22 protein-coding genes and 1 CRISPR repeat array are annotated in these 25,088 nt (G+C 45.7%); of the genes, 5 read left to right on the forward strand and 17 right to left on the reverse strand.

All coding sequences use genetic code 11. The features are described 5' to 3' along the window. On the reverse strand, nt 1–600 hold the full coding sequence (gene plsY, locus NQX30_04200) for a glycerol-3-phosphate 1-O-acyltransferase PlsY (GenBank protein ID MDM5147571.1): 600 nt from the start codon (nt 598–600) through the stop codon (nt 1–3). A gap of 3 nt (nt 601–603) precedes the next feature. Here plsY and NQX30_04205 point away from each other — a divergent pair, with 3 nt between their 5' ends. Next, complete coding sequence (locus NQX30_04205) at nt 604–972, forward strand: dihydroneopterin aldolase (GenBank protein MDM5147572.1); 369 nt, start codon at nt 604–606, stop codon at nt 970–972. Here the strand turns inward: NQX30_04205 and xerD are convergent. From xerD to NQX30_04245, 8 genes are all read right to left on the reverse strand, one after another. Next, complete coding sequence (xerD, locus tag NQX30_04210) at nt 969–1,880, reverse strand: site-specific tyrosine recombinase XerD (protein MDM5147573.1); 912 nt, start codon at nt 1,878–1,880, stop codon at nt 969–971. The genes NQX30_04205 and xerD overlap by 4 nt on opposite strands. A 3-nt stretch (nt 1,881–1,883) precedes the next feature. Then, nucleotides 1,884–2,387, reverse strand: coding sequence for an MGMT family protein (locus NQX30_04215; protein MDM5147574.1), 504 nt, complete (start codon nt 2,385–2,387; stop codon nt 1,884–1,886). Between the two features lie 21 nt (nt 2,388–2,408). Continuing rightward, entirely contained in the window at nt 2,409–2,840 is a 432-nt protein-coding gene (locus tag NQX30_04220; protein ID MDM5147575.1) for a YHS domain protein, read from the reverse strand. Nucleotides 2,841–3,077: 237 nt separating this feature from the next. Beyond that, the gene (locus NQX30_04225) at nt 3,078–3,731 is read right to left on the reverse strand and encodes a YidC/Oxa1 family membrane protein insertase (GenBank protein MDM5147576.1); all 654 of its coding nucleotides are present in this window, start codon (nt 3,729–3,731) and stop codon (nt 3,078–3,080) included. A gap of 5 nt (nt 3,732–3,736) precedes the next feature. After that, nucleotides 3,737–5,152, reverse strand: coding sequence for a methyltransferase (locus tag NQX30_04230; protein MDM5147577.1), 1,416 nt, complete (start codon nt 5,150–5,152; stop codon nt 3,737–3,739). 160 nt (nt 5,153–5,312) lie between these two features. Continuing rightward, complete coding sequence (locus NQX30_04235) at nt 5,313–6,941, reverse strand: electron transfer flavoprotein-ubiquinone oxidoreductase (protein MDM5147578.1); 1,629 nt, start codon at nt 6,939–6,941, stop codon at nt 5,313–5,315. Further along, complete coding sequence (locus NQX30_04240) at nt 6,938–7,876, reverse strand: FAD-binding protein (GenBank protein ID MDM5147579.1); 939 nt, start codon at nt 7,874–7,876, stop codon at nt 6,938–6,940. The genes NQX30_04235 and NQX30_04240 overlap by 4 nt, the downstream gene beginning before the upstream one ends. Next, entirely contained in the window at nt 7,873–8,625 is a 753-nt protein-coding gene (locus NQX30_04245; protein MDM5147580.1) for an electron transfer flavoprotein subunit beta/FixA family protein, read from the reverse strand. Before NQX30_04245 ends, NQX30_04240 begins: the two co-directional genes overlap by 4 nt. A gap of 184 nt (nt 8,626–8,809) precedes the next feature. Here NQX30_04245 and betI point away from each other — a divergent pair, with 184 nt between their 5' ends. Next, nucleotides 8,810–10,324, forward strand: coding sequence for a transcriptional regulator BetI (gene betI, locus NQX30_04250; GenBank protein ID MDM5147581.1), 1,515 nt, complete (start codon nt 8,810–8,812; stop codon nt 10,322–10,324). 39 nt (nt 10,325–10,363) lie between these two features. Beyond that, nucleotides 10,364–11,698, forward strand: a complete 1,335-nt coding sequence (locus NQX30_04255; GenBank protein MDM5147582.1) for an aminomethyl transferase family protein — start codon at nt 10,364–10,366, stop codon at nt 11,696–11,698. 243 nt (nt 11,699–11,941) lie between these two features. Here NQX30_04255 and NQX30_04260 read toward each other — a convergent pair whose 3' ends face one another. From NQX30_04260 to NQX30_04285, 6 genes are all read right to left on the reverse strand, one after another. Next, on the reverse strand, nt 11,942–12,832 hold the full coding sequence (locus NQX30_04260; GenBank protein MDM5147583.1) for a DMT family transporter: 891 nt from the start codon (nt 12,830–12,832) through the stop codon (nt 11,942–11,944). Between the two features lie 19 nt (nt 12,833–12,851). Beyond that, on the reverse strand, nt 12,852–14,348 hold the full coding sequence (locus NQX30_04265) for an aldehyde dehydrogenase family protein (GenBank protein MDM5147584.1): 1,497 nt from the start codon (nt 14,346–14,348) through the stop codon (nt 12,852–12,854). A gap of 76 nt (nt 14,349–14,424) precedes the next feature. Then, complete coding sequence (locus NQX30_04270) at nt 14,425–16,620, reverse strand: DNA translocase FtsK 4TM domain-containing protein (GenBank protein ID MDM5147585.1); 2,196 nt, start codon at nt 16,618–16,620, stop codon at nt 14,425–14,427. Between the two features lie 29 nt (nt 16,621–16,649). Further along, nucleotides 16,650–17,978 (reverse strand): aspartate aminotransferase family protein, encoded by a 1,329-nt coding sequence (locus NQX30_04275; protein MDM5147586.1) that lies wholly within the window; start codon nt 17,976–17,978, stop codon nt 16,650–16,652. Between the two features lie 22 nt (nt 17,979–18,000). Next, entirely contained in the window at nt 18,001–18,408 is a 408-nt protein-coding gene (ruvX, locus tag NQX30_04280) for a Holliday junction resolvase RuvX (GenBank protein ID MDM5147587.1), read from the reverse strand. A gap of 15 nt (nt 18,409–18,423) precedes the next feature. After that, nucleotides 18,424–18,987 carry a YqgE/AlgH family protein gene (locus NQX30_04285; protein ID MDM5147588.1) on the reverse strand — a complete coding sequence of 188 codons (564 nt, stop codon included), beginning with the start codon at nt 18,985–18,987 and terminating at the stop codon, nt 18,424–18,426. Nucleotides 18,988–19,492: 505 nt separating this feature from the next. On the opposite strand from NQX30_04285, the gene NQX30_04290 reads away from it, so the two are divergent. Further along, entirely contained in the window at nt 19,493–20,593 is a 1,101-nt protein-coding gene (locus tag NQX30_04290; protein MDM5147589.1) for an alcohol dehydrogenase family protein, read from the forward strand. A gap of 272 nt (nt 20,594–20,865) precedes the next feature. Further along, nucleotides 20,866–21,930: a homocysteine S-methyltransferase family protein gene (locus NQX30_04295; protein ID MDM5147590.1), complete on the forward strand. Its 1,065-nt coding sequence runs from the start codon at nt 20,866–20,868 to the stop codon at nt 21,928–21,930. Between the two features lie 125 nt (nt 21,931–22,055). Beyond that, nucleotides 22,056–23,681: direct repeats of the CRISPR family, unit length 36 nt; unit sequence ATCTACGATAGTAGAAATTATATGTGCCTATTAGAC. 153 nt (nt 23,682–23,834) lie between these two features. On the opposite strand, the gene cas2 is transcribed toward NQX30_04295, so the two are convergent. Beyond that, entirely contained in the window at nt 23,835–24,107 is a 273-nt protein-coding gene (gene cas2, locus NQX30_04300; protein MDM5147591.1) for a CRISPR-associated endonuclease Cas2, read from the reverse strand. Continuing rightward, nucleotides 24,101–25,081, reverse strand: a complete 981-nt coding sequence (cas1, locus tag NQX30_04305; protein MDM5147592.1) for a type V CRISPR-associated endonuclease Cas1 — start codon at nt 25,079–25,081, stop codon at nt 24,101–24,103. Before cas1 ends, cas2 begins: the two co-directional genes overlap by 7 nt. Between the last annotated feature and the right edge of the window lie 7 nt (nt 25,082–25,088).

The raw sequence follows: 25,088 nt of genomic DNA on the forward strand, positions 1-25,088 counted from the left end.
TTAGCGACTAAAAGAACGCTCCCGACCGCGCAATAAATCAGCAATATTTCGCCAATGGCGAACAATAACCAGTGCAGCTACGCCGCAACCCGCCCATGCAATTATTAAAGGCGTCCACATTATTAGCATGACGACACCAGTAAGCATAGCGGCAATGGAAGCCAGCGCTGACGTGCGGCACAAAACAAAAACCAACGCCCACGCAACCAACGACACGATACCCGCCAACCAATACCAAGCACAAAAAACTCCCAATGCGGTGGCTACTCCTTTACCTCCTTTAAAGCGCAAAAATATAGAAAACACATGTCCCACCACTGCCATGCCGCCAGCTAATGCCGCCATAATAGAAGAATCGGCGAGCACTACCAAAACAGCGCCTTTACCGAAGTCGGCTAGTAGTGTTAAAACAGTGGCCGCTTTATTGCCGCTACGCGCGACATTAGTCGCTCCCGGATTACCAGAGCCATAATGCCGTGGATCAGGCACTCCAAAGACACGCGCGATAACAACGGCAAAAGGCACAGCCCCCAAAAAGTAAGCCGCCACGATAACTGTTGCGGTCATAAGAAAATAGGGTTTAATAACGGCATCGCACATATTATGCCGACAAATAACAACGATTGCCAAGCCGACTACCGCATTATCATTAAAGGATTACGGCTATCCTGCACCATCGGCATTGATATGGCAGAAACGGGAGTTTCCCAACAAGTACTGCTAGACGTGATTATTATTCCTTCTACTAAGTCCAATGACGACGTTCCAGCGGTTGATTACGCAGTAGTTGCGCAGCGGCTGCGAGAGTTTTCCACTAGCAAGACGCACGGGTTACTGGAAACTTTTGTTAATGAATCGGCAGCATTTATTATGAAAGAATTCGCCACTGTTGAAGTACGAATTTATTGTCGTAAACCGCATATTGCATCCGATTTGGAGGAAGTCGGAGTAGAAGTGATAAAACGACGTTAGCCGCGCGGGTGATGGTGTTGATGCAGGTCGGCTAAGCGCTTGGCAGCAATGTGCGTATAAATTTGCGTGGTGGAAATGCTGGCGTGTCCGAGCATCAGCTGTATGGCGCGCAAATCGGCGCCGTGATTGAGCAAATGTGTAGCAAAGGCGTGACGTAGCGTGTGTGGTGACAGCGAGCGAATACCAGCAACTACAGCATAACGCTTGATTAATAACCAAAACATCTGTCGGCTCATTGCAGCACTACGGTTAGTCAAAAATAGCGCATCGCTGGGGCGGCGCAGCAACTGCGGACGGGCTTTGTGTAAATACCGTTCTAACAGGTCACTGGCGGTATTGTTAAGCGGTACAATACGCTCACGTTTCCCCTTGCCTATTATTTGCACTCCCCCCATGTCTAAACGCAACGCATCCATTGGCATAGACACCAGTTCGCTTACTCGCAAACCACAAGCATACATCAATTCCAACATAGCACGATCGCGCAAACCAGCAACAGTGTCTGTGTTAGGCGCGTCCAACAACGCTTCCACTTCTTTTTCATTGAGTAATTTAGGCAGTGGTCGCAATCGTTGTGGCTGTCGCAAATGCACCGTTGGGTCATCAGAGCGAACACCAGCAAGTAAGAGATGACGATACAATCGCCGTGCAGCCGACAACGCCCGCCCTGCCGATGCTGGGCTTTTGCCGGCGACCATCAGAGCACTTTGATAAGCGGTAAGATGTTGCGTACACGCTTGTCGCAAGCTGACATTATCTCGCTGCAGATAGTTCGCTAACGCGCGTAAATCGCTGAGATAAGCACTTACAGTTTTGTCACTACAACCATCAACAAAAAGCAGCTGATAAGAAAAAGTTTCCAGCACTGCACAACTGTCGGCAATGGTAGCCGCCAAATTTCCCACCATCACTTAAACGGTAACGCCCTCGTGCCGAAGCAACGCTTGCTTGAGGTGAATATTTAATCGATGGTTACGATTGTCTCCCATAAACCCGCCAAGTCCATCTTGCGCGACCACACGATGGCAGGGAACGAGTAACGGTAGACGATTGGCGCGGCAAGCACCGCCAACAGCGCGCGGTGCAGAATGGATATATTTGGCCACATCACCATAAGTTTGCGTTTCCCCACCGGCTAAATTTTGCAATACCTTACGCACACGCTCTTGAAACGGAGTGCAGGCAGCATGTAGTGGCAAATCAAATTGGTGTCCACGCGGGCGCCGTAGCCAAGCTTTGATTTGTCGTGCAGCTTCTTCCGCCAGAGCATTTTGAGGTGGCAACGGTGCTGTTTTGCCGAATAAATAATCACTTTCAATGATACCGTACTCATCACAGCGTACTGCCAGCACGCATTCCAAAATGGGAATTTTTAACTGCCATCGCGGCTTAGCATTATGGGAAACGGCTGTCATATCAATTGGAGGTACCGGCAATCAACCTCGACCAATTATGGTCGGCACTATCAATGTAGGCATTGATTTTCCACTCCCAACGCTTTCGGGTGGGAGGTTGTAGTTGAAATACAATTTGCCATTGTGCACCGTCCACTCTTCCGGATCGCAAAACGCCAGCGCGTTTTGCGCAGCGGCATAAGCACAATAACCACCATAATAAGGCACATAGTTAGCAGGCGCGGTAATAAACATATCACGATTTTTACTACTAGGAAAATGCCATGTTATATTGCCATAATCAGCCGAAAATTCGGTTAGCCCGCGCACTGCTTGCTTGTCGGTAAAATACGCCACCACATCATAACTGTCAGCGCCCAAATCGCTGGGATAAGGGTACCATAGATAATCATCAGCACGAGCAGTAAGTGCTAACAAACAAGTTATTAATACAATCGTCGCTGTTTTCATCATTAAATATTATTACTTTGCACTCTAACACAGCTTTTACTTATTGACAGCATAACTGGTTAATTTATGTGACCATGTCTCAATTACCTTCTGCCCACCACTTCGTTGGTCAATTACCACCGTAATCTCACTACCTATTTGTTACCGATTATTAAGTTATATCATGGGACGACAGTAGCAAAAAAATAATCCCAATGCTCATGTCAGCAACTCTCCACCAACCTAATTTTTATCTGATTACTAACGCGCTAGCTTGTTGAAAAATGATGTGCACATGCTCAATGCCAGCCAGTAAAGCACTAGCCCTGACGGCATAGAATAAATAAGCATAAAAATTACCACGGCAATAAACATAAATTTTCTTTGCGCTGCCAAGTTATCCGCATAAAAAAAATAAGCGTCGGCAACACTCCATAGCAATACCATAAACGGCAATAGGTTGACCGCAATATCTCCCATAGACAAAAAATCATCCGGCAACGACAAGTCAGCAATCATGCCAAAGCTTTTTCCCTGCAACGTATCACCGTCAATAAACAACAAAACAGCACTTATCAAAAATGGCAACTGGAACAAAAATGAGGCCCCCGACAATATGTTATATGCAGGATGAAACCCGTGGTGCAAATAAATGGCATCGGTTGCCTCAAAAAATTTCTCGCCTTTTAGTGTGCTATCTAATGCGCTAATGTCTTCTCGTGCCCGCCTATTTTTTTCGGCAATACGTACCTCCAACCGCCGACCGTATTGCTGAATTGGCCGAGAAATTATGGCAAACGTTGCTGCCAAAAGTAACACTCCCACACCAACAGAGCCAGAAAAATCGGCATACATCGCAAATATTTTTTCCATCAAAAAAGTAATCGGCCACAATGGCACACGCAAAATATCCATTGCGCTTATTTGCGAAATTCAAGATAATATAATTGTCTGCTTCCTCCTTTGACTACCAACGACTCTCTGATGGTAAAGCGTTTTTTTAATTCCGCCTCAAAAGCTGCAAGATTATAATCATCGTATTGCTCTTTCTTGTTTAATAGCAATTTTTTTGTCATTTCATCATCGCGTCCAACAAATTCGACAATGGCATCAGCACCTAAGTTATGCAGCCAGTCCAAAAACAGCGGCATTGGTATATTGGCGGCAATACGCAAGTGATGCACCAAAGCCAAACATAAAACTAGTTGTGGCTTTTGCCGCGCATCAAACGCTGCCCGCTCTTTACCCGCCCATCCCTGATTGGGAGACATATTGGCCAAATTCATTACCAATGGCAAAATGTTGCCATTGGTGGTTTCTTTTTCTTTGACGTACATTCGCTCCACCGCTTCAATGTCGCTATCCACCGCCACTACAGTTTGAGCGTGCAGCGCGCACAATCTTGAAAAGTCTCCTGTGTTAGCCCCCAAATCCCATACTATCTGCCGCTGCTGCGTCGCTGCGTGGCGCGCTACAAACTCTCGCTTTGCCTGAATATCAGCATCTGCGTACGAATGCGTTTGCGCGTAATGTGACCAAGCACTATGCTGCTGCCCCGGTCGGAGTTTGCGTACTGTGTTGCGTACACCCTGCACCAACCCAAAAATCATTGCTTCCGACTGCGGTTTGACTTCCCGTTTTTGCGCCGGCGCCCGATCACGCTCGCGTTTGAGTATGGAGTTTTCTACAGAAGCTGGCAGATGCACGTGCGCCATCACACCGGATTTAAAGCGTCGCCAGCCACCAAAATACTTTGCCGCCGTCGACGGCGAAATACCATCTAAATCGGCGCGCAACGAACCATTGAAATCTATATTTAAATGCGCTTTGAGCATCAGTGGATACAAAAAAAGCATACAAAATTGCCGGTATGCCAGCCACGGCTCTCCTGCTACCGCCGGCACGATAGACGGCACATCAATAAATATCGGCTTAGCTCCTTGCCACTGGATATTGTAAGGCGTCGCGTCTTTGATGGTCCAACTGTTTTGCATCGCCGTTTCCAGCAATTCCAGCTGTAATAGTGCCGCATCTTGCAACATAAAAAATGCCCACTCATACGGATAGGAAACAAAGGGCACCGGCGCATGCTCCACCACTTCCGCCCAACCATCAGCGCGCACGGCAGCAGTATCGGCATCATCAACAGCATGAATTGTTTTTACTATTTTCCCAGCCGACACCCATTCCTGAAAAAATGGTTGCGTTATCAATTTAGCGCAGTGCGCGGCGGCAGTTTTGTCTAACCCGCGCAAAATACGTCCTTCTGCAGTTTGATATATCCGGTTAACTGGATCTCGGAATGAACCAGTATTTGCTATGGGTTTTGACGTCACGATGCCGCGCTTACCTTTGCGGGAAACATCTTATACCTTACAGTAAGTAATAAATTTATTTTACGTGCTGTCATATTTGTTGAAATTGGAACAATCTCATTATAAAAAAACAACGCTAAGTTTAAGTTTTACCTAGCAAAACGCTATTGTCACTTGGACGTCACATTTGCTTGTAATTTGGGCCACCACCGCCTTCCGGCGTTGTCCATTGAATATTTTGTGTCGGATCTTTAATATCGCAAGTTTTACAATGCACACAATTTTGCGCATTAATTACCAACTTTTTTTCGCCTGCTTCATCGTCCACATATTCGTACACGCCTGCAGGACAATAGTGTGCCTCAGGACCGGCGTATTGTTTCCAATTAACCTCCACCGCCCGTACCGGCTCGCGCAAGCGCAAATGCGCTGGTTGATCGGCTTCGTGATTCACACCAGAATACGCTAGATTGTCTAGCCGCGAAAAACTGAGCACCCCATCCGGCTTAGGATAATCAATCGGCTTGTGTTTTGCAGTCGTTTCTAATTGTGTATGGTCTGGTTTGTGTTTGAAAGTCCACGGTGCCCGCCCGCGCAAAACATAAGTGTCTAAAGCGGCGTTAGCCAAGCCTAAATATAAACCGCGACTAAATCCCGGGCGGATATTGCGAGCACGGCGCAATTCTTCACCAATCCAACTGTTACGCACAGCGGTATCATAGTCGGTTATATCAGTAGCGACGTTGTCGCTTACCAGTGCGTCCATTGTTGCCTGTGCCGCCAGCATACCGCTTTTCATTGCCGTGTGCGCGCCTTTAATTTTGGGAACGTTTAACAATCCGGCGGCACAACCGACGATAAGCGCACCAGGCATAGACAGTTTAGGCAGACTTTGCCAGCCTCCTTCATTGAGTGCTCGTGCCCCGTAAGCAATGCGCCGACCATCACGTAGCAACGAAGCAATTGCCTGATGATGCTTAAAACGTTGAAATTCTTCATATGGAGATAGGTAAGGATTGCGATAATCCAACCCGACAACAAACCCTAGTGCAATTTTGTTCGCTTCCAAATGATAAACAAAAGAACCACCATAAGTGTTGGTGGAAAGTGGCCAGCCGATGGAATGCAATACTCGCCCCGGCTCTGCAGCAGACGTTTCCCACAATTCTTTAATGCCGATAGCGTAAGTTTGCGGACAGCAACCATCGGTTAAATTATATTTTTTCATCACCAATTGCGTGAGCGAACCGCGACAACCTTCAGCAAAAATCGTACGGCGAGCGCGCAACTCTACACCAGGCTGATAGTTTGAACCTTTATCGCCATTTTTGAGTACGCCCATGTCACCGGTAACAACGCCGACTACCGTATTATTATCATCGTACAACACTTCCGCCGCAGCAAAGCCGGGAAAAATATCCACCCCCAATGTTTCAGCTTGCGCGCCCAGCCACGACACGACACGACCCAAACTGACAATATAATTTCCTTTATTACACATTTGCGGTGGTGGTGGTAATTTGAATTTCTTGTTTTCAGTAAGAAAACAAAATTCATCGTGCGTTACTGCTGTTTGCACTGGCGCACCTTTGTCGCGCCAGTCGGGTATGAGTTCATCCAGAGCCCGCGTTTCTAAAACGGCACCAGCAAGAGTGTGGGCACCTACTTCGGCTCCTTTTTCTACGACACAAACACTGATATCCTGACCAGCCTTTTCGGCGCATTGTCGCAAATGAATAGCGGCAGCAAGCCCCGCCGGACCGGCACCGACAATAAGCACGTCAAACTCAAGCGTTTCGCGGACGGTCACTCTTCCAATGCCGCTTGCAGTTGCGGGATAATTTCAAATAAATCCCCCACCAATCCGTAATCCGCAATTTCAAAAATAGGCGCGTCCGCATCTTTGTTAATTGCAACAATACATTTGGAATCGCGAATACCCGCCAAGTGCTGAATGGCTCCAGAAATACCAACGGCCATGTATAAATCGGGCGCGACAATTTTTCCAGTCTGCCCCACCTGGAAATCATTGGGTGCGTAACCTTCGTCCACCGCGGCACGTGATGCGCCAATACCAGCGCCAAGTTTGTCGGCCAATGCCTCTAATAATTTAAAATTATCAGCACTGCCCACACCGCGCCCACCCGAAATGATGATTTGTGCAGCGGTCAATTCGGGACGCTCCAACGCCGATACTCGCTCACCAATAAATTCCGTCAACCCGGAGTCACCGCCACTGGTAATCGCTGTCACCTTACAAGGCGTATCGGCATCTCCTGTTACCGGTTCAAATGCTGTTGTGCGGATGGATAAAAATTTCACCGCATCTAAACTTTGCACCGTCGTAAACGCATTTCCTGCGTAAATCGGACGTACAAAAGTATCAGCAGCTTCAATCCCAATTATTTCGCTAATCATTTGACTATCCGCTAATGCTGCAGCACGCGGTAACCACATGCGCGCCAGCGAGCCAGCCGCCATAATCACATGCGTTATTTCACCCACTTGTTCGGCAATTAGCGGAGCACAATTTTCGGCTAACCCGTTTTTATAAGCAATGTTTTCGGCCACACGTACAGCGGCTAACCCCGGAGCGTGACTGACAATATCGGCTACGGCACGGCAATTTTCGCCAATCACCAAAGCTTCAATTTGCCCGCCTAATTGACCGGCCGCGGCTAACGCGTAGCGAAAATTTTCTCGCGGCGCCTGATTATCATGTTCAACAACAATTAATACGCTCATGACAACACCTTCGCTTCCTCGCGCAACACGCGAACCAATTCTTGAGCATCGGCCACTTTGCGCCCAGAAGGACGCGGTGGTGGCTCACTAACACGCAGTACTTTTAAGCGCGGCGATAAATCCACACCCAGATCTGCCGCGGTCAGTTCCTCCATCGGCTTACGCCGCGCTTTCATAATGTTAGGCAACGTTGCATAGCGTGGTTGATTTAACCGCAAATCGGCGGTCAATACGCAAGGAAGCTTAATACGCACGTTAACAATACCGTTATCCACTTCCGAATCCGCCGATACTGTACCGTCTTCCAGCGTAGCAGCAGATAAAAATAGTCCCTGCCCCCATCCTAATAATGCGGCAACCATTTGGCCAGTTTGGTTGAAATCTCCATCCGCCGCCTGTTTACCCATCCATATTACTTCCGGTTTTTCGCGACGCGCGACGGCAGCGATGAGTTTGGCTGCTATCAGCGGCACCGGTAGCATTTCCGTATTGACTAAAATAGCGCGGTCAGCACCCATTGCCAGTGCCATACGCAAAGTTTCCGCCGTATCTGCACCGCCGGCTGACATTGCCACCACTTCCGTTACCACACCATTATCTTTCCAGCGTAGGGCCTCTTCCAATGCGTTTTCACAAAATGGATTCATCGCCATTTTGACGTCATTTTTTTCTACATCCAATCCATCAGCACGCACCCTGACTTTGACATAGGGATCAATCACCCGCTTGACTGTAACCAGTGCTTTCATATTGTTCTCCTATCCTCAAAAATATGCTTTTGATAATTTATTAATATGCAATTAAAACAAATTTTTTACGATAATCATTCAAAAAAGCACATTCTTTGCGTATAGTATATAAAAATTCATTAACTAACTAGTTAGTTTTTATAGTTTTGTATATAATTGAGTTAGTAAATTGGAGAGTGCCTTGATGTTAAAAGAAAAAACGAATGTAGTCGGAAACCCTGTTGGCAAAGCCGACCGCATGCGTGATCGCCTTATTGATGCCGCAATTGAATCCGTCTACAGAAACGGCTTTTCCGATACAACGGTAGCAAAAATCAGTGAAATAGCCGATGTTTCCACTGCTACCGTGCATCATCATTTCACTCACAAAGAAGATTTACTGGAACAAGCGATGTCAGTGTTGCTGGAACAAATGCGCCACAAAGTGGTGAATGGCTGTACACAGGCTGAAGGCCCTCGCGGCAAACTGTGGGCGGTTATTCAAGCCGTACTCGGCGAAGAACAAAGCAATGACCGCGCTGCCAATGTATGGCTGGCGTTTTGGGTTGCGGCAGAGCATTTTGAATCACTGCGCCGAGTACGCAACATTTACACCCGCCGTTTGTACAGCAATGTCCGCGGTTATTTACGCCAGATACTTCTGGAAATCGGCGCGCCCAATCCGTTTGAACGGACGGAATACGGCACTTTAATGATTATTTCCGTACTGCACGGCTCGTGGCTCAGTTTTGCCTTAAAAGAAGAAGCTGCACAAGATTTGGAACGTTGCCGCTTGATGGTTTGGGAATGCTTGGAAATGTTGCTCTCGCGTGCTCGTGAAAATCTGGTAGGAGATCGCGGTATGGTAGCTACTTCATCGCGCTTGCTAAATGGCGTGAGTTTGGAGATGCTTAGTGCCGACATTGACCAAGCCCAAAATTGGCATGGTACCTTGAATGATGATTCACGGATGTTTGTGCCACATTTTCGCAATCTTAATATGGAAGAAAGCACCCGTACAGCCGGCAAAATTATTGACCAAGGCATGACTCCCGTGGCGCATGTAGCGGCGCGTAATATCGCCGATGAAAACGAATTAGAGCGCATTGTTGCTGGATTTACCGGTGTTGGAGTACACGAATTTTTGTTACTTGGCGGCGGCGAGGCAACACCGGCGGGGAAATTCGAAAATTCCATGCAGTTGTTACAGACCGGTATTTTTCAACACTACAACGCTCGCAAAGTCGGGTTTGCCGGTCATCCTGAAGAACACCCAGCACAGCCGCGAGATATTATGCGCCAGGCGTTGTTAGACAAACTTCGTTATGCCTCTGCACACGACATGGAAGCTTTTATTGTCACTCAATTTTGCTTTGCCGTCACTCCTTATTTTGATTTTTTGGACTGGCTCAAAAGCGAAAAAATATCCGTGCCGGTGCGTTTAGGTATTGCTGGGCGGGTCGGTGCCAAAAAACTATTTAAATATGCTGCATTTTGTGGAATTGGTCGTTCAGTCGGCTTTTTTCGCCGACAATTTGGCAAAACGTTGGGACTAGTTAATTTCTCCCCCGAAGGCATTATTGCCGAATTAGCAGGACGCGTAGCAGTGCGTCAATACGATTTTCCCATCAGTCTCCATTTCTATCCATTTGGAGCTGTTCGAGAAACCTTGGCGGTCATCTCAGAGGCGCAAATCAACGGCGTCGCTGAGGTGGCTTAATTTTAATAAAACTTTATTCTTATTGAGAGAGAGAAAAACATGTCCATTAAAAAACTATCAGAAGCCGAAGCCACTTGGCCGGCCGATCAATCCTTACTGAAAACGCGCCGCGTACCTATTCAATTGCGGCAAAGTGGTGATTCCCATGCCACCCCGGGGCTAGAAGGCATTAGTGCCGAAGGCTCAAGAATGCTGATTGATCAGCGCATTCGCAAGGGCCCCTACTGGCATCTGTCGCAGGAAGCTGGTTGCTGGTGCCATTCGGTGTACAACCGGATTTATCATCCTCGCGCCTATATCAAACCCGAAGACGGTGGCTTGATGGAAGAATACAAATATCTTACCGAGCATGTAACCATGTGGAACGTTGCAGTAGAACGCCAAATTCAAGTCAAAGGTCCAGATGCTGAAAAATTCGTAGATATGGTTATCACCCGCAAAGCTTCGTCATGTGCGGTAATGAAAGCACGCTATGTGATTCTATGCAATCAATACGGCGGTGTACTCAACGATCCCGTCATGCTACGTCTTGCCGAAGATGAATTTTGGTTTTCATTGTCAGACTCAGATTTGGAATTTTGGTTGCAAGGCGTAAACGCCTTTGGTCAATACGACGTAGAAATTCACGAAATTGACGTGGCACCAGTGCAAATTCAAGGCCCCAAGTCAACGCCGCTCATGCGCAAAATTTTTGGTGCCGCCATTGATGACGTAGCCTACTATGGTCTTATGCGCGGGGAAATAGGTGGTTGCGAAGTTATTATTTCTCGTTCTGGATTTTCCGCCGAGGCAGGTTATGAAATTTACCTGTACGATGCCACAAAAAATGCCGAAAAAATGTGGAATTCTGTATTGGAAGCGGGCAAAGAATTTAACCTCAAAGTTATCGCTCCCGGTCATCATCGCCGCATTGAAGCTGGTATCCTTTCTTGGGGACAAGATATGGACCAAGAAATAAACCCATTTGAAATTGGCCTTGACTGGCAGGTAGATTTTGGCAAGGATAACTTTATCGGTAAAGCCGCATTACAAAAAATCAAAGATGCCGGTGTGACCCACAAACTATGTGGTGTGCGCATGGGCGGCAAAGACATTACTTGGTATCCGTCTGATTTTTATCATGTCTTTGATTCTGATGGCAAAAAATTGGTAGGTTATATCACGTCAGCGTGGTATTCACCAGCACAAAAGTCCAACATCGGCTTTGCCTTTTTACCGGTGAAATACACACAATTAGGAACAAACCTGAATGTGTCGTTGCCTGAAATTTACAATCCCGATAATAAACCTGTGGAAGCTGAAGTAGTTTCAACTCCATTCAAAAAGCCTTATGACCCAGGTACCGGATTGGCAGAAACCGGAAAAAAATTGTAATCATTTCCTCTCAAGCAGGTCGGCTAAATAGCCGACCTGCTTTTTTTGTGCCTCTGTTACCTGAGTAAAACATAAAACAGTACCAGCTATATAGTAATAAAAATAATTTAGCACTCGGAAAATATTGTTATAGAAACACAACACATAAGATACGATAAAAGCTGAACATTTATTTCGTTGTATCAAGTTAATTTAACTATGCTAGGGTTATTTTTTTATCCTTACTTATTCAGACATTAATAATTATTTTTTACAGTTATCGTCACCAGGCTCAGTTCGCCGATTAGCGATTAATAAACCGAACATCACCAAACTGGCACCGACAAAAAAGGCAGTTCCGATATTCTCGTTCAGCAACATCACACCCAAAATCACCGCCACCAGCGGAATAATAAATGCTGTTTGTGTCGTGTTAACCGCACCGATTGTTCGTATTAGATAAAAATACAATAAAAACGCACAATACGTACTGAACATTGCCATACTCGCCACGGCCAACAAAGCACCAGCTGGCGGTAGCGGCATTTGCCACGGAGCTTCCCACAAACACAATGGCAACAACAACAATGTCGCCCAAATCAATTGGCCACAAGCGTTTTCCATAGGCGCAAAATCAGCAGTATAACGGCGGGCAAAAATCGCTACTACCCCATAAGAAGCTGATGCTGCCAGCCCCGCCATACTCCCCCAAAAAAAGGCATCATCAGTTTCCAGTCCCGGTTGAAAAAGAACCGTAATTCCAACGACACCGATAAACAATCCTACCAATCGCCGCCAGCGCATGGTTTCTTCACCGACCATACACGCCATTACCAGCGTAAACAAGGGTGTGGTGGAATTGAGCACTCCTGCCAAAGAACTGTCTATGTATTGTTGTCCCCAAGAAAATCCTGCAAAAGGAAAAGCACTACCAAAAAAAGCGAGGACAATATACTTGCGCCTTCGTTGCCAAATCACGCCCAACCACATGCCACGAACTCGCAAAGTTATACACAATAGTACTGCCGCTGTACCAATGCGAAAAAAAACGATAGTAAATGGAGCAAGTGCCTTAAGTGCAATTTCCGCCATCAAGAAAGAACTACCCCACAACACAGCGAGCAATGTTACCAACGCCCAATGACGCGCATTCATTAATAAAATCAAAAACCGTTTAGTACAAATTAACCCAAGCTGATTTCATTTGCGTATATTCCAACAAGCTTTCAAAACACTTGTCACGGGTGTTTCCTGATTGTTTATAGCCGCCAAAAGGTTGTGTCATATCATCTTCAAAATAAGTATTCACCCACACCACACCGGCTTCAATCTCGCGTACGGCACGGTGAGCGCGACCAATGTCGCGAGTCCAAACAGATGCAGCCAACCCATAAATAGTGTCATTAGCCAGCTGAATGGCGTCATCAATACCATCAAATGGTAATACCGCAGCAACCGGTCCAAACACTTCCTCACGCGCCAGTGCTGAATCGCGCTTAACTCTAGTAATAAGAGTTGGTTCAACAAAAGCTCCATCAGCAAGATTTTTTGGCACTCCGCCGCCAACAACAACGTGAGCGCCAACATCGGCGCTATCTTTAATGCAGCCCAACACTCGTTTTTGATCGGCATGAGTGACTAGTGGCCCAAGCGGCGTTTCCCATGCCAGCGGGTTCCCCGGTGCAAACTGCCCCACCAACGAAGCAAGTTTTTCTACAAATTCATCATGCCGGCAACGATCAATGAGTAGCCGTGAACCGGCATTACACACCTGTCCTGAATTAGAAAAAATACCTTCTGCCGCTGCCGCTACTGCAGCATCCATGTCGGGCATATCATCCAAAAAAACCTGCGGCGACTTGCCGCCACATTCTAAGCCCACGCGCTTCATATTGGATTCACCCGCGTAGATGAGCATTTTCTTTCCTACCGCCGTAGAACCGGTAAAACTGATTTTAGCCACATTCGGGTGGCGTGCCAGTGCCTGCCCAGCCACTTCGCCAATACCATTGACCACATTAAAAACTCCTGCCGGTCCACCAGCCTCTACAAACAGCCGCGCCAACAACAAGCACGATAACGGCGCTTGTTCCGCTGGTTTTAATACTACCGTGTTGCCTGCCGCCAGTGCTGGCGCAAATTTCCACGCCGCCATCAACGCCGGATAATTCCACGGAGAAATAGCACCAACAACTCCCAGCGGCTCGCGCAATACATAATGCAGAACGTCATGCTTAGTAGCCGTAACTTTACCTTCCACTTTGTCAATGCATTCGGCAAAAAATCGGATAGTTTTAACCACTTCGGGAATATCACCGTCATAGGCACTACATATAGGCTTACCCATACAAAGTGTTTCTAGTAATGCAAGCGTTTCGGCATTTTGTTTAATCAAATCGGCAAAACGCCACATAATGGCAGCCCGCTTGCGAGGAGCAAGGCAACGCCAAACACCGTCTTTGTGTGCGGTGGTAGCGGCGGCGACGGCGAGATCAATATCTTTTTGGTTACCGGCGACGGCTTCTATCAGCGTTTCGCCAGTCGCTGGATTGACAACGGCACAACGCCCGCCGTCAACGGCATCAAGGTAAGCACCATTAATAAACAATCGTGCTTCAATGTTTAGCGTCGCTGCCGCTTCCTGCCAATCATGTTGTTCGGGGATAATCATGCCGCTATTGTATCTTTACGCAGGTAAAAAACGACAGTTTTATAAAAGATTGACTGTTCTGTTTTTGTCGGCAGAGTTAATCATCCCGCAGCGCATTCGGCGCCAATATCTTACGGGCTCCGGTATTGTCCGGGGCGGAAATAAGACCCGCTTTTTCCATATCTTCTATTATGCGGGCGGCACGGTTATAACCAATACGCAGTTTGCGCTGAACCAGCGAAATAGAAGGACGTTTGTGACAGAGTACGGCCTCCACCGCCTGATCGTACAAATCATCGGACTCGCCACCGTTACCGACACTATCGCCACCGCCATAACTCATCGCCGGGTTATCAGTAAGCGGTACATTAAAGTCCACAGCGTAATTACTTTTTCCTTGTTTGCGCAAATGACTCGCCACGCGCACTACTTCGTTATCCGAAACATAAGCACCGTGGACTCGCATCGGCAACGGCGCACCCGCCGGCAAATACAGCATATCACCCATACCAAGCAGCACTTCAGCACCCATTTGATCAATGATGGTACGTGAATCCACTTTCGAAGCCACTTGAAAAGCGATACGACAAGGGACATTAGCTTTGATAACGCCAGTGATAACATCAACCGAAGGCCGTTGCGTAGCGAGAATCAGATGAATGCCAGCAGCGCGCGCTTTTTGCGCCAAACGGCTGATGGTAATTTCTACTTTTTTGCCAATTGTCATCATCAAATCCGCTAGTTCATCAATGACAATAACAATGTACGGAAATGGCGTTACGTTTTCACCTTCTTCATTTTTAACTTCGCCAGCACGAACTTTAGCGTTGTAGCCGACAATATTGCGAGCGCCAACGGTAGACATTTGACGATAACGGTTTTCCATTTCCTGTACTGCCCAGTTCAGTGCTGCCGGCGCTAAATTCACATCCGTCACCACCGGCGCCAGTAGATGCGGAATATCGTGATAAACCGCCAATTCCAGCATTTTAGGATCAATCAGCAACAACCTCAGATTATCTGGCGACGAAGAATACAGCAAGCTTAGTAGCATGGCGTTAATACACACTGATTTTCCGGCGCCTGTGGCGCCCGCCACCAACAAGTGCGGCATCTTTGCCAAATCAGAAATTAACGGCTTACCGGCAGCGTCTTTTCCCAGTGCCAGTGGTAAGGTGTTTGTGGAATAAGAAGAAGTGTGAATGACGTCAGCGAAATACACCGTCATGCGATCTTTGTTAGGGATTTCCAATCCCATACAGCTACTGCCGGGAATGGTTTCTAATACACGCACACCGACTACGGACAAGGCACGGGCGAGGTCTCGCACCAAAGAAACAATTTGCGCACCTTTGACACCGGTGTCAGGCAGAATATCATAGCGGGTAATAACCGGTCCGGGATGTGAAGCAAGAACTTTTGCCCGCACGCCAAAATTTTCCAGCGTCTGTTCAATGAGTGTGGCATTATGCTCCAGCACTTCCTGGGAAACGCCACTATCAGTATCAATTACTGGATCCAGTAATGATTCTGGCGGCAAAAGCTCCGAAGAAGATTCTTTTAACAACAACGGTTCCGGCAATTTTTGTGGCGGCGGCGCCTTGGGTTTATTTTTTAATTTCCGACGGCGCGTGATGGCGGTGAAGTGCTGCTCCGGATTTGATAACGTCGTACTGGACGATGGTTTTACTTTTTGTTGTATGCGATGGTCATTAATTTTTTTTACTGCACGGATAAAAAACAGAAGACCCTTTTCTAATCCTGCGCCGATGGATTCAAAAAACACAAACCACGACATGCCCACAGCCAAACTCCAGCTGATAATCCAAAAACACAGTAACAACATGATGGTGCCGGTTTCTCCAAAAGCATACCGCATGCTGTTTACCACCAGCCCACCTAATCCGCCGCCGGCACCGGAAGGCAAAAATTCTGCATAACGCACAAAGCGAATATTTTCTAATGCCGCTGACGAAATAATAAACAATATGATTCCCAGCAAGCACCAATGCCATGCCAGACGGCTTTCTATCAACGGCGGATGCAACGCCGCATACAAAGCAGCAAACGCAATAGCACACAATAAATAAGCTGAATTGCCGAGCACCGACAACGCAATATCGGCGGTATAAGCACCGACAAGCCCTCCCCAGTTGAGAATAGTATCGCTATCACCACCGCTCGCCGACCACGCAGGATCATCGGGTGAATAGGAAAACAGCGTGACAAATAGCAACCCAATGCCAAAACAGCCGGCAATCAGGATAATTTCACGAACAGCGCGGCTAGGCATATCGCCACACCGCACCGCAATAACAAAGACTATTGGTAATCGCGCAATGCCTCTCGCGTTTTGTCAAAAATCTCGTCTAAGTGGCTTTTTTCAGCGATAAGCGGTGGCGAAAATGCCAAGGTATCACCAGTTACGCGCATCATAATGTCTTTTTCATGAAAGCACCGTTCAAAGATATTAAATGCTCGATCACCCACTTTACCCGGAATGCTTTCTAATTCCACTGCACCCATAAAGCCAATATTGCGAATGTCTTTAACATTTGGACAATCACGCAACGAATGAATAGCTTCTTCAAAATACGCACTAAGCCCCTCGCTATCAATGCGCTCCATCAGACCTTCTTCTTCGTACAAATTTAAAGCACCACGACCGGCTGCAACAGAAAGCGGGTGACCGGAATAGGTATAGCCATGGAAAAAATCAATCTCCTTTTCTTGAGCGGCATCTATAAAAGTCTGGCGAATATCATCACGCACCAACACGCCACCCAAAGGCGCACAACCGCTAGTAACACCTTTGGCAAAGGTAATCATATCTGGAGTAACACCAAAATATTCTGCTGCTGTCTTTTTGCCCAACCGCCCAAAGGCAGTAATTACTTCGTCATAAATAAGCAAAATATCGTTGGCACTACAAATTTCGCGCAATCGTTTTAAGTATCCTTGAGGCGGCGGTAGCACGCCGGCAGAGCCGGATACCGGTTCTACTATCACCGCAGCGATAGTAGAAGCATCGTGTAGAGCGATAATTTGTTGTAAAGCATCGGCGTAGGATTCGCCGCCATGTTCGGGGATACCGCGAGAAAAGCCATTTTTTTGTGGATTATGAGTGTGCGGTAGATGATCAACTCTGAGCATTTGATTACCAAACCACAGACGATTTTTTACAATACCGCCCACCGACATTCCGCCAAAGCCCACGCCATGATAGCCGCGCTCACGACCTACTAATAATTGTTTGCCGCCGTTACCGCGAATTTTGTGATAGGCCAAGGCCATTTTGAGCGCACTGTCATCGGCTTCCGAGCCAGAATTAGTCAAGAAAACGCTGTTGAGTTCGTCGGGAAAGTATGTCGCCAATCGTTCGCTAAATTCAAAAACACTCGGGTGTCCCAAGTGGAAAGTTGGGGCAAAATCTAACACGGCCGCCTGTTCTTGAATAGCACGCACAATGGGCTCACGGCAATGTCCTCCATTGCTACACCACAAGCCAGAAGTTGCATCCAGCAGCTTCCGTCCGTCCATGTCATAACAGTGCATGTCTTTTGCCGAAGCGAGTAATCGTGGCTTTGATTTAAAATTTTTATTAGATGAATAAGGCATCCAAAAAGCATCCATAGTGGGTTGTATCGTCATTGATAATTCCTTTCTCAACAGATTATAAAATTGCCATAAAATGGCGGTTAGCTATTTCTTTCCGCGCTTGCGCGTCCAGCCAGCTTTGCAAAATCACACTAGCCGCCGCACTATCGGTATCGGCATGATGCGCAACAATTTGGGTTGTCAAACGCTCATCGGCAAATGCGACCGGCAGATTAACTTGTTCTTGCAAACGACGGGCAAAATCGCGGCAATAGGTAGTCATACTGTGTTCTGTGTCATCCATATGTCGGGGCAGACCGACAATAATTTGTTGTGGTTGCCATTGCCGAATAAGTTCGCCGATAGCAGTAAGCTGACTGCTGCGCCCACCGCGCACGGTAGTAAGAGGACGGGCGGAGGCAGTCAAGGTGTTGCCGACGGCAATACCCGACTTCTTACGTCCCACATCAATGGCCAGCAACACCAAAGGTCTGTCTCATTAAGCGTTACCTATGTCGCTAGAATAACTGGTGATGTCAAATCCCAAGCGGCGCGCCGCTTCGTGCAAGCGTTGTGGTGGCGGCATGTCAAAAATAATATCGGGGCTGGCTTCTACTGCCAGCCAGGCGTTGTCACTAATTTCACTTTCCAACTGACCTTTGGACCAACCGGCATAACCAAAGGCAAAAAGCATTTTTTGCGGCGCTCGATTTTCGCTAATGGCAGCTAAAATATCCTTGGACATGGTAACGCCGATTTTGTCGTCTACTTTGATAGTAACGTCGTACTCTTCTGGTGGACTGTGCAAAATAAACACTTGTTCGGGCTTGACTGGCCCGCCTTTGAGCACCGGCGTTTTTCCGCCAACACCACCAATTTCAAGTGAACTAAGTAGCTCCGTTACCGACGTATCACTGGGTTTGTTGACAACCAAACCAAAAGCGCCATCATCATCGTGACGGCAAACATAAATCACCGATTGCTCAAAAACGGAACGATCCAAATTGCTTGTGGCAATAAGGAAGTGATTAGTCATATTTAGAAATTCTTTAGCGGGTTTCATTGCTCCCATTGTAGCAAAAAGCGCGAAAAAACTAGGGAGAAATAGCCGAAAAATTCGAGTTAGTCCGTGATACTGAAATGACCGTCAATATTGCCGTAATGCGAATCGTTTCTTACTACCATCCGCCGAAACTTCTTTTTCGGCTTTTATTGCTTTTGCTAGTCTCCGTCTCCTTCAGTTTTATAGAATAATTAGTAAAGAACACATCATTTTAATAACAGCTTATCCTGTAATTTTCAATGCCCGCCACCAATATTTGAGCCCCTTTACGAAGCTGATTTACGAGAGTTTTTACCTTTTGGCACAATCGTATTTTGTTATCTTATAATAATGAAAATTATAAATTTCGCTAGAAATTAGACTTGACGCCACCTCAAGAGGCTGAGCTTAGTGTGTCCGATTCTTAGATATAAATAAAATCTAGCGTCCCCAATTTTTTATATTGAAAAAGAAAAAACATGAGCGATACAAATTATTTTTTGGGCTTTATTGATGGACAGCGGACATGAATATTCCATCAACCATGCGCGCCGTCGTCCTTACCGGTCACGGCGGTTTAGATAAATTATCTTATCGGGAAGACTGGCCAACTCCCACACCGCAAGCCGGCGAAGCGTTAATTAAAGTTGCCGCTTGCGGGCTTAACAATACCGACATTAACACTCGGACGGCGTGGTATTCCAAAGCGGTAAATAGCGGCACGACGAATGACGGTATCAAAACAGAGTCTGCCGACACTGCCGAACAAGATGCCAGCTGGGGAGGCAACGCCATCACTTTCCCACGCATCCAGGGAGCGGATCCAGTTGGTACGGTAGTCGCACTAGGCAACGGAGCACCAAAATCGTTGTTGGGGCAGCGGGTGATGATAGAAACTTGGCTGTGTTCGGATAATGCAGGTACTTCCAGCATCGGCTACTTTGGTTCGGAATGTGATGGTGGCTATGCCGATTACACGGTTGCACCAGTGCGCAATATTCATCCCATCGACTGCCCGTTGAGCGATGCAGAATTAGCCACTTTTGCTACTTCTTATGTGACTGCCGAAAACATGCTCACTCGTGCCGGAGTAAAGACCGGCGATGCGGTGTTAATTACCGGTGCTTCTGGCGGCGTAGGTTCGGCGTTAATACAACTTACCGCCCGCCGCGGTGCTATACCAGTAGGTATGGCAACAGAAAACAAACATGCGGCACTAGCACCACTGGGATGTCCGTTGCTGCCGCGCGAACCAGAAAATTTAAAGGTGGCACTACAACAAGCCATCGGACGCGCCGATGTCGATGTGATTGCCGATGTAGTAGGCGGTGACTCATGGCGACAATGGATTAATGTTTTACACCGTAGCGGACGCTATGTAGTATCTGGCGCTATTGCCGGTCCGATGGTGGAGTTAGACTTGCGCACACTATATTTGCAGGACTTAATTTTTTACGGTGCCACCGTTGCTCCACCACTCATATTTTCTAATTTAGTAAACTACATCACTCGCGGTGAGATCAAACCGCTACTGGCAAAAACTTTTCCGCTACGAGAGCTGACACAAGCACAAGAGATGTTTGTCGCAAAAAAACACATCGGCAATATTGTAGTGACCATGGCGTAAATCGTATTTGGGGGTGTTTATAAATCACCCACTTGAGTGCTGAACTCTGAGAGCAAAACCACCGACGCGATGCTTAATAAATCGCTAAAAATACCGAAAATTGGGTGTTGGAAAAGACAACTTATTTCATATCCTTAGGTTACAACAGCTCTGCCAAGTGTAAGTACAACTGATTTTCCAATTTTTGAATGTTTTTTTATGGTATTATTTATGGTTCCGCGTTTTGTGACCGGTTAATATTAAAACAATCTAATCTTGAAGGAATCACTACCATGACAACGAAAAGAGACTTAGTCACCCGCTTAGATGATGGCGGCGTGTTATGTGCTGAAGGCTTTTTATTTGAAATAGAGCGGCGCGGCTATATGGCATCTGGTGCTTTTGTTCCCGAAGTAGCACTGGAAAACCCCCATGCTCTGCGTACGCTACACAAAGACTTTCAACATGCTGGCAGCGATGTTGTACAAGCTTTTACATACAATGGCCACCGCGAAAAAATGCGGGTTTTAGGCAAAGAAGAGCTATTGGAGCCACTCAACAAGGCAGCGTTACAAATTGCTACCGACGTGGCAAATGACGTCCCCGAAGGCATCGAACCCAATCTCGTCGCCGGAAATATCTCCAATACTAACCTTTGGCATCCAGATGATAAAAACGCACAAAAAGAAGTGCGCAAAATGTTTGACGAAATGATTGGCTGGGCGGTTGACGCTGGCGTTGACTTGATTATCGGCGAAACTTTTTATTATGCCGGCGAAGCCTTTGCCGCACTAGAAGCCATTCAACAAAGTGGCTTGCCAGCGGTGGTGACGATTTCACCGATGGGTGAAAACAAAATGCGTGATGACTGGGATGTTGTAGACACCTGCGCCGAACTGGAACAACGCGGTGCTACAGTAACCGGCATGAACTGTTTTCGTGGTCCACAAACGATGATGCCTTATATCCACGAGATTCGCAAGCGCGTAAAGTGCCATGTCGCAGCACTACCGATAACTTTTCGGACCACACCAGAGCACCCGACATTTTTTAATCTGCCAGATAACAACGGCTGCACCTGCCCAGCACCACACGGCCGGTCGTTTCCTACCGCATTAGAAGCGATGTCGTGCAACCGTTATGAAATTCGCGCCTTTGCTGACGAAGCGTGGGCGTTGGGGGTGAATTATCTGGGTGTCTGTTGCGGTGCCGTGCCGATTTACATCCGCGAAGTAGCAGAAGCGATGGGACGGCGTCCTCCAGCAAGCCGCTATGATGTAGATATGTCACGCCATTTTATTTATGGCTCACACGAACGCCTTGCCAACCACATTACATCTTACGGCGACCGAGCATAATTTTAGATGGGCGGGAGGATTACCTTCCCGCTTACTGTTGGTAGCAATTAAGTAGCGTTGGCAATCTAATAAGCCGACGCCACATCTCATGTTAGACGATTACTTGGGTAGTAACGACATTAGTAATCTACGATAGCAGAAATTATATGTGCCTATTAGACGACAAAAGAAAAATCACTTCCAAAAAAGATCTACGATAGTAGAAATTATATGTGCCTATTAGACAACCATGAGACCAGTCGGTAACCGCGTATCTACGATAGTAGAAATTATATGTGCCTATTAGACCCGGTGTAAAAATCAACGGTCAGAGAAATCTACGATAGTAGAAATTATATGTGCCTATTAGACACGTATAAACCTAATAAGTAGCATCACAATCTACGATAGTAGAAATTATATGTGCCTATTAGACAACAGCGCAAGAAGCCGAAAATTCATAAATCTACGATAGTAGAAATTATATGTGCCTATTAGACCCTCACGAACGGATATAAACCCATCGTAATATCTACGATAGTAGAAATTATATGTGCCTATTAGACATAATAGGCGAAGACGGGTTAACCGAAATCTACGATAGTAGAAATTATATGTGCCTATTAGACGGGCATAACAGTATTACGTAATCCTTATTATCTACGATAGTAGAAATTATATGTGCCTATTAGACATTCGCGTGCCTAATGTTATCGCACCTATCTACGATAGTAGAAATTATATGTGCCTATTAGACTAGCCGGCAGAATATAATCAGAAACAATCTACGATAGTAGAAATTATATGTGCCTATTAGACTCGGACAGTAATAAATCATCACGCGCGATCTACGATAGTAGAAATTATATGTGCCTATTAGACGCGGAAGCAAAGCGGCTGGCTATATGGCATCTACGATAGTAGAAATTATATGTGCCTATTAGACACAGCGCAAGACGCTGAAAACTCATAACAATCTACGATAGTAGAAATTATATGTGCCTATTAGACTGCCAAGAATATTAACTACGCTCACTATCTACGATAGTAGAAATTATATGTGCCTATTAGACTTTTAAATAGCCATACTTACTAAGGAGGATCTACGATAGTAGAAATTATATGTGCCTATTAGACATTAATTAATTGCATCTCGGAGGGAGGATCTACGATAGTAGAAATTATATGTGCCTATTAGACCATCAATCTCAACAATTAATTCACTCAATCTACGATAGTAGAAATTATATGTGCCTATTAGACTGGGGATGACCCTCATGCAGATTTAATATCTACGATAGTAGAAATTATATGTGCCTATTAGACGATTTTAATACCCGGAATGCCATGAAATCTACGATAGTAGAAATTATATGTGCCTATTAGACGAGACTAACCGGGTGGAACGGCATAGCCGATCTACGATAGTAGAAATTATATGTGCCTATTAGACCTCTGGTCATTTATTCATGTGGTCGGAATCTACGATAGTAGAAATTATATGTGCCTATTAGACAAAAGAAAAATTACTCGTAGAAGTTAAATCTACGATAGTAGAAATTATATGTGCCTATTAGACGTCAAGAAAAGACAATAAAAGGTTATAATCTACGATAGTAGAAATTATATGTGCCTATTAGACACATATAAAACCTGTCAAGCCGAAGGGTGTATCTACGATAGTAGAAATTATATGTGCCTATTAGACGTAAAAATGAAAAGGAAGTAAAAATGAAATCTACGATAGTAGAAATTATATGTGCCTATTAGACAGCTATTTAATAAAAACATCGCCTTTCGCATTCAACGAACGCGATTTTTTACTTTTTATCGCTGTTTTTAATGAACAGTAAGCTTTTTCTCGGAAGATTTTTTCATTAAGACCAAGGTTTGCAAACGCTTTTTCTAGCACGATTCAGATTCTATCATAAGACAATTAAATCCGTATCGTCATTTAGTGCATAACCATAATGGGTAATTTTGCATTGTTTGCTCATACTAAAAATCATGATGCTATCGCGCTGAGAAAATCTTTTTTCAAATCGTCCCTTGATTTCCGACTCTATAATTGCCAAAACTCGCGCGCTATTTCTTATCTCAAAAATAGAATATTGCAACCGATAACCAAATTTACTTAAATATTTAGAAAACTCAGTACGTAGTTTCGTATCGCTAATGTCATAAGAAACAATCAGCATTTTTCATTCAAAAATTTATTAAATAACGGATATTCGTCAACTGGTTTCTGTCGCATAAAGCAACGATAATACTGTTGAGTGTACAAAAACATGCCCTGCTTGTGTGTCAAAATTTCCTCTAGCAACCATTTCAAATAGCTACGCGATTTTTCTCCAAACAAACGATATTGCCCCTGTATCACATCAAAATCTTCTACATTAACCTGCCCCAAACTAAAAGCCTTGCGGATACGGCTGTCAATAATAGGACGAAAAGGCTCCACCAAATCACAAACTAACGACTTGCGCTGATAAAACTGCTGATGATACACACCCCTATACAGGTCAAAGCCATACAGATTAAGTAAGCCTTCCACAAAATTAAATAGCAGCGTATAGCCGATATCTAGTAACGTGTTGGTCGGATCTTGCTTAGCTCGAGGTTTTCTGCCGTGCCAACTCTCTCGTCCAAATAGTTGTTGAAAATAAACCCGCGCAGCACTACCTTCTAATCCTAATAAATTTTGTAAATCCAAATCAGGAGAAGGAAGTCGCGCTTCATGATTTTGCAGGTGTTGAATTGCTATCCGTTTTTTTTCATCTTTATTGCGAATATTTTTTAACACTTCTCGCTGTTGCTGAATTTTGTTCATAACTAAGTGTTGGGCAAGATCAGTGTTTTCATAGTCATATTGTCTTTTCCGAAGTACTACATTACCCTCAGTTTTATTATTAAATTGACCATACACTGTCAGGTTGTGTCCCATCAATATCAGGCTAAAACCAAATTTTTTCGCACGCTGCAACAATCCCGAAGTAACAACAACATGACCAACAATAAACAAAGCAAAAAGTCGGTAACAGGTAGACTGATGTTTAATGTTTTCATCTTCACCTCTGATAATAATATTGTCATTTTTAAAACTCAGCTTGTCCCCCCGACTTAGCAATGCCAGCACAATTTGTTTTTGTTTAAAATCTGGCGCGCTAAGCATGGTCTCA

Source organism: Candidatus Persebacteraceae bacterium Df01, from assembly GCA_030386295.1.
Lineage (GTDB): Bacteria > Pseudomonadota > Gammaproteobacteria > Tethybacterales > Persebacteraceae > Doriopsillibacter > Doriopsillibacter californiensis.

Coding starts and splice junctions, on each gene's coding strand:
- plsY (MDM5147571.1), bottom strand. CDS start 600: ATGTGCGATGCCGTTATTAAACCCTATTTTCTTATGACCGCAACAGTT.
- NQX30_04205 (MDM5147572.1), top strand. CDS start 604: ATGCCGACAAATAACAACGATTGCCAAGCCGACTACCGCATTATCATT.
- xerD (MDM5147573.1), bottom strand. CDS start 1,880: ATGGTGGGAAATTTGGCGGCTACCATTGCCGACAGTTGTGCAGTGCTG.
- NQX30_04215 (MDM5147574.1), bottom strand. CDS start 2,387: ATGACAGCCGTTTCCCATAATGCTAAGCCGCGATGGCAGTTAAAAATT.
- NQX30_04220 (MDM5147575.1), bottom strand. CDS start 2,840: ATGATGAAAACAGCGACGATTGTATTAATAACTTGTTTGTTAGCACTT.
- NQX30_04225 (MDM5147576.1), bottom strand. CDS start 3,731: ATGGATATTTTGCGTGTGCCATTGTGGCCGATTACTTTTTTGATGGAA.
- NQX30_04240 (MDM5147579.1), bottom strand. CDS start 7,876: ATGAGCGTATTAATTGTTGTTGAACATGATAATCAGGCGCCGCGAGAA.
- NQX30_04245 (MDM5147580.1), bottom strand. CDS start 8,625: ATGAAAGCACTGGTTACAGTCAAGCGGGTGATTGATCCCTATGTCAAA.
- betI (MDM5147581.1), top strand. CDS start 8,810: ATGTTAAAAGAAAAAACGAATGTAGTCGGAAACCCTGTTGGCAAAGCC.
- NQX30_04255 (MDM5147582.1), top strand. CDS start 10,364: ATGTCCATTAAAAAACTATCAGAAGCCGAAGCCACTTGGCCGGCCGAT.
- NQX30_04260 (MDM5147583.1), bottom strand. CDS start 12,832: ATGAATGCGCGTCATTGGGCGTTGGTAACATTGCTCGCTGTGTTGTGG.
- NQX30_04265 (MDM5147584.1), bottom strand. CDS start 14,348: ATGATTATCCCCGAACAACATGATTGGCAGGAAGCGGCAGCGACGCTA.
- NQX30_04270 (MDM5147585.1), bottom strand. CDS start 16,620: ATGCCTAGCCGCGCTGTTCGTGAAATTATCCTGATTGCCGGCTGTTTT.
- NQX30_04275 (MDM5147586.1), bottom strand. CDS start 17,978: ATGACGATACAACCCACTATGGATGCTTTTTGGATGCCTTATTCATCT.
- NQX30_04285 (MDM5147588.1), bottom strand. CDS start 18,987: ATGAAACCCGCTAAAGAATTTCTAAATATGACTAATCACTTCCTTATT.
- NQX30_04290 (MDM5147589.1), top strand. CDS start 19,493: ATGAATATTCCATCAACCATGCGCGCCGTCGTCCTTACCGGTCACGGC.
- NQX30_04295 (MDM5147590.1), top strand. CDS start 20,866: ATGACAACGAAAAGAGACTTAGTCACCCGCTTAGATGATGGCGGCGTG.
- cas2 (MDM5147591.1), bottom strand. CDS start 24,107: ATGCTGATTGTTTCTTATGACATTAGCGATACGAAACTACGTACTGAG.
- cas1 (MDM5147592.1), bottom strand. CDS start 25,081: ATGCTTAGCGCGCCAGATTTTAAACAAAAACAAATTGTGCTGGCATTG.